12 protein-coding genes are annotated in these 14028 nt (G+C 68.5%); 11 read left to right on the forward strand and 1 reads right to left on the reverse strand.

Annotated features, from left to right (window positions below):
• Positions 1–126: 126 nt before the first annotated feature.
• From U4Y90_RS32860 to U4Y90_RS32875, 4 genes are all read left to right on the forward strand, one after another.
• Positions 127–816: an ABC transporter ATP-binding protein gene (locus U4Y90_RS32860; RefSeq protein WP_321800985.1), complete on the forward strand. Its 690-nt coding sequence runs from the start codon at positions 127–129 to the stop codon at positions 814–816.
• Complete coding sequence (locus tag U4Y90_RS32865; RefSeq protein WP_321800986.1) at positions 813–3356, forward strand: FtsX-like permease family protein; 2544 nt, start codon at positions 813–815, stop codon at positions 3354–3356. Before U4Y90_RS32860 ends, U4Y90_RS32865 begins: the two co-directional genes overlap by 4 nt.
• On the forward strand, positions 3356–4441 hold the full coding sequence (locus U4Y90_RS32870) for a lipocalin-like domain-containing protein (RefSeq protein ID WP_321800988.1): 1086 nt from the start codon (positions 3356–3358) through the stop codon (positions 4439–4441). The genes U4Y90_RS32865 and U4Y90_RS32870 overlap by 1 nt, the downstream gene beginning before the upstream one ends.
• 290 nt (positions 4442–4731) lie before the next feature.
• A complete protein-coding gene (locus U4Y90_RS32875) occupies positions 4732–5733 on the forward strand; it encodes a peptidoglycan DD-metalloendopeptidase family protein (RefSeq protein WP_321800990.1) in 1002 nt (333 codons plus the stop codon).
• A 4-nt stretch (positions 5734–5737) separates the two neighbouring features.
• On the opposite strand, the gene U4Y90_RS32880 is transcribed toward U4Y90_RS32875, so the two are convergent.
• Positions 5738–6901 (reverse strand): GGDEF domain-containing protein, encoded by a 1164-nt coding sequence (locus U4Y90_RS32880; protein WP_321800992.1) that lies wholly within the window; start codon positions 6899–6901, stop codon positions 5738–5740.
• Between the two features lie 333 nt (positions 6902–7234).
• On the opposite strand from U4Y90_RS32880, the gene U4Y90_RS32885 reads away from it, so the two are divergent.
• The 7 genes from U4Y90_RS32885 (at position 7235) to U4Y90_RS32915 (ending at position 14026) form a co-directional block, all read left to right on the forward strand.
• Positions 7235–7927, forward strand: coding sequence for an RNA polymerase factor sigma-70 (locus U4Y90_RS32885; protein WP_321800994.1), 693 nt, complete (start codon positions 7235–7237; stop codon positions 7925–7927).
• Between the two features lie 64 nt (positions 7928–7991).
• The gene (locus U4Y90_RS32890; RefSeq protein WP_321800996.1) at positions 7992–8237 is read left to right on the forward strand and encodes an MbtH family protein; all 246 of its coding nucleotides are present in this window, start codon (positions 7992–7994) and stop codon (positions 8235–8237) included.
• A gap of 55 nt (positions 8238–8292) precedes the next feature.
• Positions 8293–9291 (forward strand): TauD/TfdA family dioxygenase, encoded by a 999-nt coding sequence (locus tag U4Y90_RS32895; protein ID WP_321800998.1) that lies wholly within the window; start codon positions 8293–8295, stop codon positions 9289–9291.
• Positions 9288–10112: an ABC transporter ATP-binding protein gene (locus U4Y90_RS32900; protein WP_321801000.1), complete on the forward strand. Its 825-nt coding sequence runs from the start codon at positions 9288–9290 to the stop codon at positions 10110–10112. The genes U4Y90_RS32895 and U4Y90_RS32900 overlap by 4 nt, the downstream gene beginning before the upstream one ends.
• Positions 10113–10206: 94 nt before the next feature.
• Positions 10207–12297: a Fe(3+)-hydroxamate ABC transporter permease FhuB gene (gene fhuB / locus U4Y90_RS32905; protein ID WP_321801001.1), complete on the forward strand. Its 2091-nt coding sequence runs from the start codon at positions 10207–10209 to the stop codon at positions 12295–12297.
• Positions 12294–13049 (forward strand): siderophore-iron reductase FhuF, encoded by a 756-nt coding sequence (fhuF, locus tag U4Y90_RS32910; protein WP_321801002.1) that lies wholly within the window; start codon positions 12294–12296, stop codon positions 13047–13049. The genes fhuB and fhuF overlap by 4 nt, the downstream gene beginning before the upstream one ends.
• Entirely contained in the window at positions 12980–14026 is a 1047-nt protein-coding gene (locus U4Y90_RS32915) for an ABC transporter substrate-binding protein (RefSeq protein ID WP_415749436.1), read from the forward strand. The genes fhuF and U4Y90_RS32915 overlap by 70 nt, the downstream gene beginning before the upstream one ends.
• The last annotated feature ends 2 nt before the right edge of the window (positions 14027–14028 follow it).

The raw sequence follows: 14028 nt of genomic DNA on the forward strand, positions 1-14028 counted from the left end.
TTGATTTCCGTGGCGATTCAAGTCAATGCAAAACGCCTAGGGGATAACCCGCGCCCGGTCGTTTTGGGCCGAATGCGCGCGACTTCGGCACAATGCTTGCGACAACCCGAACCACGACATTGCGCCATGCGACCCGCCGATCCGGACGTTTCTCCCGCTCTCGAATGCCGCCGCCTCACCAAGAAGTACGGCAGCGGCCGCATCGTGCTCGACGCGCTCGACTTCGCGCTCGGCGCGGGCGAGTTCGTCGCGGTCATGGGCGATTCGGGCGTCGGCAAATCGACGCTGCTCAATCTGATCGCGGGCCTAGATCAAGCCGACAGCGGCGACGTGCTGATCGACGGCGCATCGATTTCCACACTGTCCGACGACGCCGCCACGCGCCTGCGCCGGCAAAAGCTCGGCTTCGTGTTTCAGGCGTTTCACGTTCTGCCGCATCTGACGCTCTATCAGAACGTCGCGGTGCCGCTGCTGCTGAACGGCATGCCGCCCGCGCCGGCGCGCGCGATGCTCGCGGCGGTCGGTCTCGACGGACGCGGCGACGACATGCCGCGCGAGCTTTCCGGCGGCGAATTGCAGCGCGTGGCGATTGCGCGGGCGCTGGTGCATCGGCCGCGCCTGCTTCTCGCCGATGAACCCACCGGCAATCTCGATCCCCAGACCGCGCACGAAGTGCTCGAATTGCTGCGCGCGGAAACGAAGGCGACGCGCGCCGCGACCGTGATGGTCACGCACTCGGAAGCGGCGGCCGCATTCGCGGATCGCGTCGTGATTCTGAGCGACGGCGCCTTGCACGCCGCGACGCTCGCACGATGAGCGATACCGCCACCACGCGCGCAACGTTCGACACGCTCACGCGCTGGCTGCTCGGCGCGCAATGGCGCAGTCATCGCGGACGCGCGCTGGTCGCCGTGCTGACGATCGCGCTCGGCGTCGGGCTCGGCTATGCGGTGCAACTCATCAACGGCGCGGCGTTCACCGAGTTTTCGGCTGCCGCGCGCAGTCTCTCGGGACAAGCGGATCTGCAGGTGCGCGGCGCGCAGCCTTTCATCGACGAGAACCTCTATCCGCGGCTCGCGATGCATCCGGGTGTCGCGGTCGCGAGTCCGGTGCTCGAAGTCGACGCCGCCGTGCCCGGCAAGAATGCGCCGCTCAAGGTGCTCGGCATCGACGTGTTCCGCGCGAAGCGCATCGCGCCGGATCTGACCGGCGTGCCGTCGCCGGAAGCATCGCTCGATGTGCTGGCCGGTGACGCCATTTTTCTGTCGCCCGCGGCGCTGACCTGGCTCGGCGCGCGCGACGGCGGGCCGGTCGAATTGCAGAGCGGCACGGCGCGGGTGTCGCTGCGCGTCGCGGGCGGCATCGCGCGCACGCGAGCCGGGCAGCGTATCGCCGTGATGGACATCGCCGCCGTGCAGAACCGCTTCGGCATGACGGGCAAGCTGTCGCGCATCGATCTGCAGCTCGCGCGCGGCATCGATCGCGATGTCTTTCGACAGACGCTGCAACGCGAACTGGGCGGGCGGCTCGTCGTGACCCGGACGCAGGACATCGAAAGCCGTACGGATCGCCTGTCGCGCGCGTATCGCATCAATATGAACGTGCTCGCGCTCGTCGCGCTCTTCACCGGCGCGTTTCTCGTCTTCTCGACGCAGGCCGCGGGCGTCGTGCGCCGCCGCGCGCAATTCGCGATGTTGCGCGTGCTCGGCATGACGCGCGCGTCGCTCGTGCGGCAGATCATGCTCGAAGGCGCGCTTCTGGGCGTCGCGGGCGGCTTGCTCGGCATCGCGCTCGGCTTCACGGTCGCGGCGCTCGCGCTGCGTTTCTTCGGCAGCGATCTCGGCGGCGGATATTTTCCGGGCGTCGAACCGCGTGTCGCGTTCGAGCCGCTCGCCAGCGCGATTTTTCTCGCGCTGGGCCTGGGCGTCGCGCTCGCGGGCACGCTGGTTCCCGCGCTCGAGGCGGCGCGCGCGCGGCCCGCGCCCGCGTTGAAGGCGGGCAGCGAGGAAGCCGCGCTCACGCCGCTCGGCACGCCGTGGCCCGCGCTCGCGTGCCTCGCGGGCGGCGCGGCGCTGACGCAGGCGCCGCCCGTCTTCGATGCGCCCGTCGCCGGCTATCTGGCCGTGGCGCTGCTGCTCGTCGGCGGCATCGCGTTGATGCCGCGTCTCACCGCGATCGTGTTTCGCGGCGCGATGAAACCGCGCGGCGCCATCGCGACGCTCGCGCTCGCGCGTCTCGCCAATGCGCCCGGGCAGGCGTCGATCGCGATGGGCGGCGTGCTGTCGAGCTTCACGCTGATCGTCGCGATGGCGATCATGGTGACGAGCTTTCGCGTGTCCGTCGAAGACTGGCTCGCGCATCTGCTGTCGGCGGATCTCTATGTGCGGATGGCGTCGAGCGGCGATACGGGCGGCCTGAGCGCCGACCAGCAGAAGCAGATCGCTTCGGCCGACGGCGTCGCGCACGCGGCGTTCACGCGCGCGTCGAAACTGACGCTCGATGCCGCGAAGCCGCCGGTCGCGTTGATCGCGCGTGAATTGAACGCCGCCGATCCCGGCGCGACCCTGCAAATGACTGGCGATGTGCTGGCGCCTTCCGCATGGCGCGAAAACGAGACGCCGGTGTGGGCCTCGGAAGCGATGGCCGACCTGTACGGCTATCGCGTGGGCGAGCGCGTGAGCCTGCCTTTGGGCGGCACGGGCGAGCGCTTCGTCGTCGCGGGCATCTGGCGCGACTACGTGCGGCAGACGGGCGCGCTGCAAATCCGCATCGCCGATTACCGGCGGCTCACCGGCGACGCGACCGCCACCGATATCGCCATCACGCTGCGCGCGGGTTCGAGCGCGAATCAGGTTATCGACGCGATCAGGACGCTGCCCTTCGGCGGCGCGCTCGAGTTCTCGCAGCCCGGCGAGATTCGCGCGCGCACGCTGACCATTTTCGATCGCAGCTTCGCCGTGACGTATCTGCTGGAGGCGGTGGCGATCGTGATCGGTCTGTTCGGCGTCGGCGCGACATTCTCGATGCAGACGCTCGCGCGCTCTCGGGAGTTCGGCATGCTTCGGCACGTCGGCGTGACGCGCGCGCAGATTCTCGCGTTGCTCGCGTCGGAGGCGGGATGGCTCACGGCGCTCGGCATCGCGATGGGCTGTGCGCTCGGCTTCGCGATCAGCCTGATTCTCGTGTTCGTCGTGAATCCGCAGTCGTTTCACTGGAGCATGTCGCTGCATGTGCCGTGGACGATGATCGCGGTGATCGGATGCGTGATGCTGCTGTCATCGTGCGCGACGGCGGTGCTGTCGGGCCGGCGCGCCGTTTCCGTCGATGCGGTGCGCGCCGTGCGGGAGGACTGGTGATGCGCGTCCTGCTGCTCGCGTTGCTGTTTTCGTCGATGACCGCGCTGGCGGGCGGACCGGCGTTCGCGCCCGTCGTGCCGGGACGGGCCATCGACTGGCCGGCGGACAGCGGCGCGCATCCGCCGTATCGCACCGAATGGTGGTACGCGACCGGCTGGCTCGACACGCCGGATCACCAGCCGCTCGGTTTCCAGATCACGTTCTTTCGCTCGAACACGGGCACGAAGCCCGGCGCGAGCGCGTTCGATCCGTCGCAGCTGATCATCGCGCACGCGGCGCTGTCGGATCCCGCGTACGGACGGCTCGTGCATGATCAGAACATCGCGCGGCAGGGCTTCGGGCTGGCTTACGCGAAGGAAGGCAACACCGAGGTCAAGCTCGACGCGTGGCGCATGACGCGCGCGGCGGACGGCAGCTATGCGGTCGTCGCCGATGCGGCCGGCTTCGCGCTCCATCTCGCCTTCACGCCGACGCAGCCGCCGATGATCCAGGGCGAGCAGGGCTATTCGCGCAAGGGTCCGTCGCCGGAACAGGCGAGCTATTACTACAGCGAGCCGCAACTCAAGGTGACGGGCAGCGTGGTGCGGCCATCGGCATCGGGCACGGCGAACGCGAGCGTCGATGTGACAGGCCGCGCGTGGCTCGATCACGAATGGTCGAGCACGCTGCTGTCGTCCGATGCGGCGGGCTGGGACTGGCTCGGCGCGAATCTCGACGACGGCTCCGCGTTGATGGCCTTCAAGGTTCGCGCCCGCGACGGCCGGGCGGTCTGGGCGCACGCCGCGTTGCGCGATCGCGAAGGCCGCGCGCGGCAATTCGGCCCGGGCGACGTCGAATTCACGCCGCAACGCCAGTGGCGCTCGCCGCGCACGAATACGGTCTATCCCGTCGCGATGAACGTGCGCATCGGCGGCATGCAATGGCGGCTCACTCCGTTGATCGACGATCAGGAACTCGATTCGCGCGATTCCACCGGCGCGCTGTACTGGGAAGGCGCGGTGACGCTGAGCGGAGACGGCGCGAAGGGGCGGGGCTATCTGGAATTGACCGGCTACGCCAAGGCGATCGAGCTGGAAAAGCACTGAATTTTCGCGATTGGCATGCAACTACGCTAAAACTTCGTACAAAAGCATTAAAACGGGGTCGGCTTAAGTTTCGGTTAAGATAGCTCTCATAGTCTCGATGCGACCCGCCTACCCGTTTCGCTTTGTTGCATGCACGCGCGCCGCTTTTCATCCATATCCCCGACGATATGCCCGAAATCGCGGCAAATAGAGTGACGTACGCGCCTGAACGCTCGCGGCCCGCGCGCCGCGCCTTCTGATCCCTCGAATGATGCGCCGCACGCGCGCGTCGCTCGTTCCGTCTTTCACCGATGCCGTTTTCTCCCTCTACCGCCTCGCCCGGCAAGGCAGGCAGACTGCTTTTTACATGCGCGATCGGCTCCGTCTGTACCGTCGTGATCTGCAACGCGCTGCATCGTCCGCATGCGCCTTCGGTCGAAAAGGACGACGCGCCCGCTGTTTCGCTCGGGCAACGCGCCGCGCCGGCTGCGCCCGCATCGACGCCCCCGGCCCCTCCGCCCGCGCCGGCGCGCACTACCGAAAGCGCGACCGTCGATCAGACGTTCTCCGACGCCGCGCAAAGTCTCGGCATCGACCAGAGCACGATCGCGACGCTCACCGAAGCGTTCGGAAGCACGATCGACATGCGGCGCGACCTCAAAAAAGGCGACACGCTCAGCGTGATCTACGATCGCCCGCAAGGCGGCGCGAGCGCCCATGACGAGCCTCTCGCCGTGCGTCTGACGACCGGCGCGTCGTCGCACGACGTGTTTCTCTATCGCGATCCGGCGGGCGAAACGCGCTGGTACTCGAAGGACGGCAAGAGCACAAAACCCGGGTTCTCGCGTTATCCGGTCGCGTTCACGCGCGTATCGTCGGACTTCTCGCTGCGCAGGCTCGACCCCGTGACGCATCGCTGGCAAAGTCACGACGGCGTCGATCTCGCCGCGCCGACCGGCACGCCGGTACGTGCGACCGCGCAAGGCACGGTGAGCTTCGTCGGCAGGCAGATAGGCTACGGCAAGGTGATCATGCTGGAGAATCCGCCGCCGTATTCGACGGTGTACGCGCATCTGTCGCGCTTCGCGATGGGCCTCCGCAACGGCGACTCGGTGAGGCGCGGGCAGGTGATCGGCTATGTCGGCAAAACCGGCTGGGCGACGGGACCGCATCTGCACTACGAAGTGCACGTCGACGATGTCGCGATGGACCCGCTCACCGTCGATCTGCCCGGCGACGACCGTTTGCACGGCGAAGAACGCCGACGCTTCGCCAAGGAGGCGGAGAGCCTGAGCGACGCGCTGAGCGGCTGACGATTCAGGCGACGAGCCCGATCGCTTCGCTCGCGCCCGCCGACACCCAGCGGCTCTTGCCCGCGCGCTTGGCTTCGTAGAGCGCGTTGTCGGCATCGCGCAGAACGCCGTCGAGTTCGTCGTGATGATGGTCGAATCGCGCGACGCCGATGCTCGCGCCGATGTCGAGCACCACGCCGGCATCGGTGAGGAACGGCTTCGACAACTCGCGCACGATCACGTCGGCGAGCGCGAGCGGATCGGCCTGCGGCGGCGTGACGATCACGAACTCGTCGCCGCCCAGCCGCGCGACCAGCGATCCTTCGCCCGACAGATGCCGCAGCCGCCGCGCGACCAGCGCGAGCAGCGTGTCGCCGACTTCGTGGCCGTGCGCGTCGTTGACTGCCTTGAATCCGTCGAGATCGAGATAGAGCAACGCCGTGGGCATGCGGTCGCGCGCCTGCGCCGGTGCGCGCGAACGCACCGCCTGGAACAAGCCCGCGCGGTTGAGCAGTCCGGTCAGCTCGTCGTGGCGCGCGCGGCGGTCGTTTTCCTGCTCGGCTTTCATCGTCGAGACGAGCATGCCGTTCAGGCGCCACGCGGCGGCGCTCATCGCGAAGAGATAAAAGGGGATCTGCAGAAGCGTGAGCCAGAGCGTCGGTTCGCCCGCGAGGACCGCGCCGATGCAGCACGGCCCGAGCGACAGAAAGATCATCACGGCGACGAGACGCGGTGCGCCGAAATTGCGGAAGCAGATGCCGCCGACCATCGCGGCCGCCGATAAAAACGAGAGCGTCGCGGCGATCCAGTCGCCCGATAGCACCGAAACCAGCGCGCCGTAGCCGACCGTCGCGCCCCAGAGCGGCGCGAGCAGCACGTAGGTGTCGGTCGGCGTGGATCGACGCTCGCGTGCGCGTCGCCGCGCGACCACGAGCACGACGAGGCGCGCGAGACACACGGCGATTTCGAGTGCGAGCCAGACATGGAACGCGTTGGTGGGATGCCGCCGGTCCAGCACCCACGCGACGGCGACCGTGTTCAGCACGCCGCCGGCGAAGATCGGCAGCGTGCCGAACAGGCTGCCGACGAGGGCGACGCGGATCGCGCGGGGAATGTCGGCTCCCGCGTGCAGCAACCACGTAGCCGCGCGCCCGCGCGGCAGGGTGAACACCTCAGTTTGTTGGTCCATGTCGGATTCCCGCGGCGGTCCGGCAATGGCTGAACCCTGCTCGGGAAGGCCGGACTACACCTCGGATTAACGGTCGACCGGACTGAAACTTTAGCGACGTCGGCGCTTGAGGAAAACGCTCCCTGGCGTGCAATCGGCATATCACTCGCGATTAAAAATATTCATTCGGCGGGTGTTCTTGACATTTTGTCTACCTCTCGGGCTCCCGCTTCCCTAAAGGGAATGCGCCTGAATCGGGCATGAACTTACATCCTGCTAACACAAAAGGACTAAGTTGAGAATGATTCGCGTTTACGTTAGCTTTCCGAGTCCTACGAAAGTGGAGCACGATTTATGGCTTACCTGTCTGTTCAGCCGGCATCGTCGAAACGTCCTTCGACCTCGCCGCCGCCTTCGAATCTGTCTCTCGATGCGTTCTGGCCTCGGCTCGAACCGGTCGCGCGCGCGGATATCGCGCCGGAGTTGCCGGAACGCAAACCCGCCGAGCCGAGCCTGCTCGATCTCGCCATCGCCAACCGGCAGATGCTCGTGAACATGGCGCGCGGCGTCGTCGGTTGCGCGAGCCGCGCAGAGGACGTGGTGCATGACGTCTTCGTTCATCTCATCGATCTGCCGCAACAGGACGTTCGTCAGCCGATGGGCTACATCGCGCGCATGGTGCGCAATGCGTCGATCGACGCGTGCAGGCGGCAAAGCCTCGAAAACGTCTATCGCGCGGACGAGGAGGACGGCTTCGACGTGCCCTCGCAGGAACTCACGCCCGAAGCGCGCGCGCAGGCGCGCGACACGCTGCGCCGCGTCTGCGATGCGCTCGCGCAGTTGCCCGAGCGCAACCGCGCCGCGTTCGAGATGGTGCGGCTGCGCGAGGAGACGCTGCAGAGCGCGGCGCGCGCGCTGAATGTCTCGCAGACGCTCGTGCATTTCATGGTGCGCGATGCCCAGCAGCATTGCGCCGACTGCCTCGACGCGTGCGAGCGCAATGTCGCGTGTCCAGCGTTCGTCGGCGGGCGGGCGCGGCGGCGGTAAAAAAGCGCGCGCGCCAGACGTCTATTCGATGAAGGCCCGCTCCGAATCCGACAGAGACATCACCATGACGCAACAGCAAAACCCCGCAACGGACGATCTCGTCTACACGGTCGTCATCAACGACGAAGAGCAGTACTCGATCTGGCCGACCTTCCGCGACGTACCCGCGGGCTGGCGCGAAGCCGGCATGCGCGGCGCGAAGGCCGATTGCCTCGCGTACATCGAGAACGCCTGGACCGACATGCGTCCCGCGAGCCTGCGCCGGCACATGGACGCGCTCGCGGCACAGGCGAAGTCGCGTCTCAACTGATTCGCGCGTCTTCAGGCAAACGATCGAGCATGAAACAGGGGCTAGAGGACATCGCATGACCGAACTATCCGTGACCGCGCCGGCGCTCGCCGATCTGCGCATCGAGCCGGGCCTGCCGGTCGTCGTGTCGCCGCGCGCGGGCGCCGACATGACGCTCGCCGACGCCGCGCCGCTCCTGCACGCGATCGTCGCCGATTCGCTCGAGCGCGCGGGCGGCGTGCGCTTCACCGGCTTTCGCGTCGAGTCGATCGAGGCGTTCCAGCGCTTCGCCGCGTCGTTCGGCGATCCGCTGATCGGCTACGAATTCGCCTCGACGCCGCGCAGCCAGGTCGAGGGCGCGGTGTACACGTCGACGGAATATCCGCCGCATCGCTCGATTCCGCTGCACAACGAACAGTCGTACACGCGCGAATGGCCGATGCGCATCTGGTTCCACTGCGCGCTCGCGGCGCGCTCGGGCGGCGCGACGCCCATCGCCGACAGCCGCGCGGTGTATCGCGCGCTCGATCCGGCGCTCGTCGAGCGATTCGCGCGGCGCGAACTGCTCTACGTGCGCAACTTCGGGCAAGGGCTCGATCTGCCGTGGCAGAACGCGTTCGGCACCGACGATCCGCGCGAGGTCGAGCGCATCTGCGCGGCGCGCGGCATTGCATGCGCGTGGCGCGACAGCGACGACGGCGAGCTGCTCCTGCGCACGGAGGAGCGTTGTCAGGCGGTCGCGCGCCATCCGCGCACCGGCGATTGCGTCTGGTTCAACCAGGCGAATCTCTTCCATCTTTCGACGCTCGACGAAGACATGCAGGAAGCGCTCGTCGATGCCGTCGGCCTGGAGAACGTGCCGCGCAATGTCTTTTACGGCGACGGCGCGCCGCTCGAAGCCGATGCGCTCGCCGAGATCCGCGCGGTGCTGGACGAGCAGCGCATCGTGTTCCCGTGGCTCACGGGCGATGTGCTGATGCTCGACAACATGTTGACCGCGCATGCGCGCGATCCGTTCGAAGGGCCGCGCCGCGTCGTCGTCGCGATGGCGCAGAGTTGCCGCGAGGCGCGATGACCGTGCCCACGGCGCTGCGTGCGCGCTCCCTGACGGTCGGTTATCGCGACGACGTCGTGCTGGAGAATCTCGATATCGACATCGCCGCGGGGCGCGTCACCGCGTTGTGCGGGCCGAACGGCTGCGGCAAGAGCACGCTCCTGCGCACGCTCGCCGGCTTGCAGCCCGCGCGCGCGGGCGCGGTGGAGGTAAACGGCAAGCCGCTCGCTTCGATGCGCCGCCGCGCGCTCGCCCGCACGCTGACGATGCTCGCGCAGTTCAACCAGATTCCGGCCGGGCTCACGGTGCGCGAACTGGTCGCGTACGGGCGCTACGCGCACGGCGGCTGGCTGCGCGGCTTGTCGACGCTCGGGCGCGCGGACCACGCGGCGATCGATGCGGCGCTGCGCGCCAGCGGCCTCATCGACGACGCCGCGCGCGATGTCGCCGCGCTCTCGGGCGGCGAGCGTCAGCGCGCGTGGATCGCGATGGCGCTCGCGCAGGAAGCGCCCATCGTTCTGCTCGACGAGCCGACGACCTATCTCGACATCCATCATCAACTCGACATCCTGCAAGAGCTGCGGCGGCTCAATCGTGAGCGCGGGCTCACCATCGTCTGGGTGCTGCACGACCTGAACCAGGCGGCGGCGTTCTCCGATGAGATCGTGCTGATGCGCGCGGGGCGCATCGTCGCGCAAGGCTCGCCCGAGGCGATGATCGATCCGCGGCATTTGCAGGAGACCTTCGGCGTGCGCATGTTGCGCGTCACGCATCCGCAGACGGGCGCGCCGATGTGCGTGCCCGCGTACGAAAGTGTCGAGGAAAGGAATATCGCCGCATGACGACGCTCGCAACCCGCCGCCGCTTGCATCGCGCCCATTCCTTCTGGGCGCGCGTGCTCCTCGTCATCGATCTGATCGCGGGACGCGGCAGGACATGACGACGCTCGCCACATCGAAGGCATCGCGACATCGCGTGGCCGCGCCGAGCCGCGTCGGCGCGATCGCGGTCGCGTTGCTCGCGCTGATTCTCGCGCTCGCTGCGCTGCGCCTCTACCCTGAGATGCGCGCGTGGCTCGATGCGCCGCCGGGCACCGATGCCGCGCAACTCGCGCATCTCTTTCTCTTCGATCTGGGCGTGCCGCGCGTGGCGGCGGCGCTCGTCGCGGGCGGCTGTCTCGCGGTCGCGGGCACGCTGTTTCAGGCGTTGACGCGCAATCCGCTCGCCGCGCCCGATCTGCTCGGCATCACCGGCGGCGCGCAACTCGGCCTGCTCGCGGCGATGATCGCGCCGGAGCTCGTCGGCGCGGCGTCGGTGCCTTTGCTGTTCGTCTGCGGACTCGCGGCGGCGGGCTGCGTCGCGGCCGCGGCGGGCGGCTGGCGCGCGACGCCCTTGCGCCTCGTGCTCGCGGGCAGCGTCTGCATGCTGCTCTTTTCCGCGGTCTCGACGCTGTTGCTCGCGTTCTTCGAGCAGACGGTCGTCGGCGCGTCGCTGTGGGCGAGCGGCAGTCTGTATCAGCCTGGCGCGTCGGGACTGATGTCGGCGCTTCGCTGGCTTGTGCTGCCGCTGCTCGCGTTGCCGTTCGTGATGCGTCCGCTCGATCCGCTCGCGCTCGGCGACGATGCCGCCGCGTCCGCCGGCGTGAACGTCGATGCGACGCGCCTCTTCGCGATGACCGTCGCGGTCGGCTTCGCGAGCGTCGCGGTGGCGATTGCCGGTCCGCTGTCGTATGTCGGGCTGATCGCGCCGAACCTGCTGCGACAGATGCGCGGCGCGAAAGCGTCGAAGCTGGCGGCGCTCGTGCCGCTCTCCGCGCTGGCGGGCGGCGCGCTCGTGCTCGCCACCGACAGCGCCGTGCTCGCCCTCGATCTCGATTCGACCTTGTCGACGGGCGTCGCGATCGCCTTCGTCGGCACGCCGCTGATGCTCGCGATGATCCGCAGCGGCGCGGCGTGGTCTGGCGCGCTGCACGCGGGCGAGGCGCGCGCGTCGGCGAATCGGGGCATGCGCGCGGTGCGGACGTTAGCGGCGTTGCCGTGGCCCGCGCTGGCCGCGTTGCTGCTCGCGGCCGGATGCGCGGTGCTCGTGATCGGCGCGTCCGTCGGCACGACGATGCTCGGTCCCGCGCGCTGGATCGACGCGCTCACGCATCGCGACGACGTCGCCCGCATGCTGCTCGAACTGCGCGTGCCGCGATTGCTCTGCGCGCTGCTGGCGGGCGCGTTGCTCGGGGCGAGCGGCGTGCTGATGCAGAGCATCGTGCGCAATCCGCTCGCGGGACCGGAAGTGCTCGGCGTGACGCAGGGCGCGGGACTCGCGACGCTCGCCGCGCTGATGATCTGGCCGCTCGCCGGGCATCTCTTTCTCGCCGCGGCCGCGTTGATCGGCGGCGGCGCGACGCTCGTCGTCACGCTGCTTTTCAACCGGCGGCATCGGTACGCGCCGCTCGCGGTCGCGCTGACGGGCATCGTCATCGGCACGCTGTGCACGACGCTCGCGCAATGGCTCATCACGCAGCAGAGCGTGCAGCCGGCGCGCTTCGTCGTGTGGCTCGTCGGCGGCACGTATGGGCGAAGCTGGGGCGAAGTCGCGACGATCCTGCCGTGGTGCGCGCTCGCGCTGCCGGTGCTGGCGCTGCTCGCGCGCCCGCTCGATCTGCTCGCGCTCGGCGACGAGCAGGCGTCCGCGCTCGGTCTGCCGATCGCGCTCTTGCGTCCGCTCGTGCTGACCGTGGCGACGCTGGCCGCGTGCGCGGCGGTGGCGGCCGTGGGGCCGGTCGGCTTCATCGGCCTGATGGCGCCGCATCTCGCGACGATGCTCGGCGCGCGCCCGCACGGCACGCGGCTCTGGCTCGCCGCGTCGCTGGGCGCGCTGGTGCTGGCCGCCGCCGATCTCGCCGCGCGCACCGTGCTCGCGCCGCGCGAGATTCCGGCGGGCGTGCTGACCGCGTTGATCGGCGCGCCGTACATGCTGGCGCTGCTCGTCATCGAGACGCGGCGCGACCAGGGACGAGGGCGCGCGCGATGACGCTTCATGCGCGCAGCTTCGCCGAATTCGCGCCGCCCGAGCTTGCGCCGTATCTGCAGAACGTGTGGCTCGGCAGGCCGGACGATGACGGCGTGCGAATCCCTTTGACATCGCTCGCCGCTCATCGCGATGCGTTGCTCGCCGCGATGATCGCGCTCTACGGCGGCGACGCCGGTCTGCACGCGCGCGCGCTGCTCTCGCAATGGAGCAAGTACTACTTCGGGCTCGCGGTGCCGGCGGGCGTGGCGGCGGCGCGCCTGCTCGGGCGTGCGCTCGACATGTCGCCCGGGCGCACGTATCTCGTGCTGCAGCAAGGCATGCCCGCCGCCCTTCATTTCGATGCCGATGCATTGCAGGCGTCCGACGCCGATCCCGCGATTCGCTATGCGAGCCTCGTCGCGCATCTCGACAGCGTGATCGGCATGATCGCGGGCATGACGAAGATCGCGCCGCGCGTGTTGTGGAGCAACGCGGGCAACCTGCTCGATTATTTGCTCGCCAATTGCCCGACGATTATGGCCGATGCCGACAGCGACGCGCGATGGCTCTTCCGCTCATCCGATGCGAACCCGCTGCGCACGCCGATACGCGACGCGACGCCGCGTTCGCCGCTCTTGCCCAACCCGTTCCGCGCGCGCCGCGTGTGCTGCGTGCGCTATGAGATTCCAGGAGAGACGCAACTGTGCGCAAGCTGCCCGCTGCTTTTGACGATGCGCGACGAAGAGCTCGCGTTGCAGAACGCCATCCGCTGAAGCGCGCGGTTTCGCTTGCGGCGTGTCTGTGCATCGCGCTGGCGGTCCGTCACGCGCTTGCCGAAGACAGCAACGCATGCGCGCCGCTCGCCGGCAATCCGACGGTCTCGCAGTTCAGCAAGACGATGCCCGCGCATCCTGTGCGCATCGTCGTGCTCGAATTCATGTTCGCGGAGGACGTGGCGGCGCTCGACATGACACCCGTCGGCGTCGTCGATCCGCAGTATTACGACGGCTGGATCGGTTACGACAGCGCGCGCTTCAAGGGCGTGCCGACCGTCGGCACGCGGCAGGAGCCGAGCCTGGAGGCGATCGCATCGACGCGGCCGGATCTGATCATCGGCGTGGGTTATCGGCATGCGCCGATTTTCGCCGCGCTGGACAGGATCGCGCCGACGGTGCTGTTTCAGTTCAGTCCCGATGTCGAAAGCGGCAACGCCGATGGCGCGCGCACGCAGCTCGAATGGACGCGCAGCATCTTTCACACGATCGCGTGCATGACGGGGCGCGAAGCGCAGGCGCGCGCCGCCGATGCGAAGCTCGATGCGGGTCTCGCCCGCGATGCGGCGCGTCTGAAGGCGGCCGGTTTGTCGGGCGCGCGCTTCGCACTTTTGCAGGATCTCGGCTTGCCGGATCGTTACTGGGCCTATACCGGCAACAGCACGGCGGCGGGCGTGGCGCGCGCGCTCGGCGTTCGCCTGTGGCCGGAAAAGCCGACGCGCGAGGGCACGGTGTATCTGACGTCGGCGGACTTCCTGAAGCGGCCCGATGTGGCGGTGCTGTTCGTGACGACGTCGAACACCGATGCGTCCGTCGATGCGACGCTCGCTTCGCCCGTATGGCGCTTCGTGCCGGCGAAGAAGGCGAAGCGCGTGACGCTCGTCGAGCCGAATATCTGGGGATTCGGCGGGCCGATGTCGGCGTTGCGGCTCGGCGACATGATTACGGAGAAGCTGCTGGCGTTGCCCAAGCAGTGACG

It is taken from the genome of Caballeronia sp. J97, assembly GCF_905220305.1.
Lineage (GTDB): Bacteria > Pseudomonadota > Gammaproteobacteria > Burkholderiales > Burkholderiaceae > Caballeronia.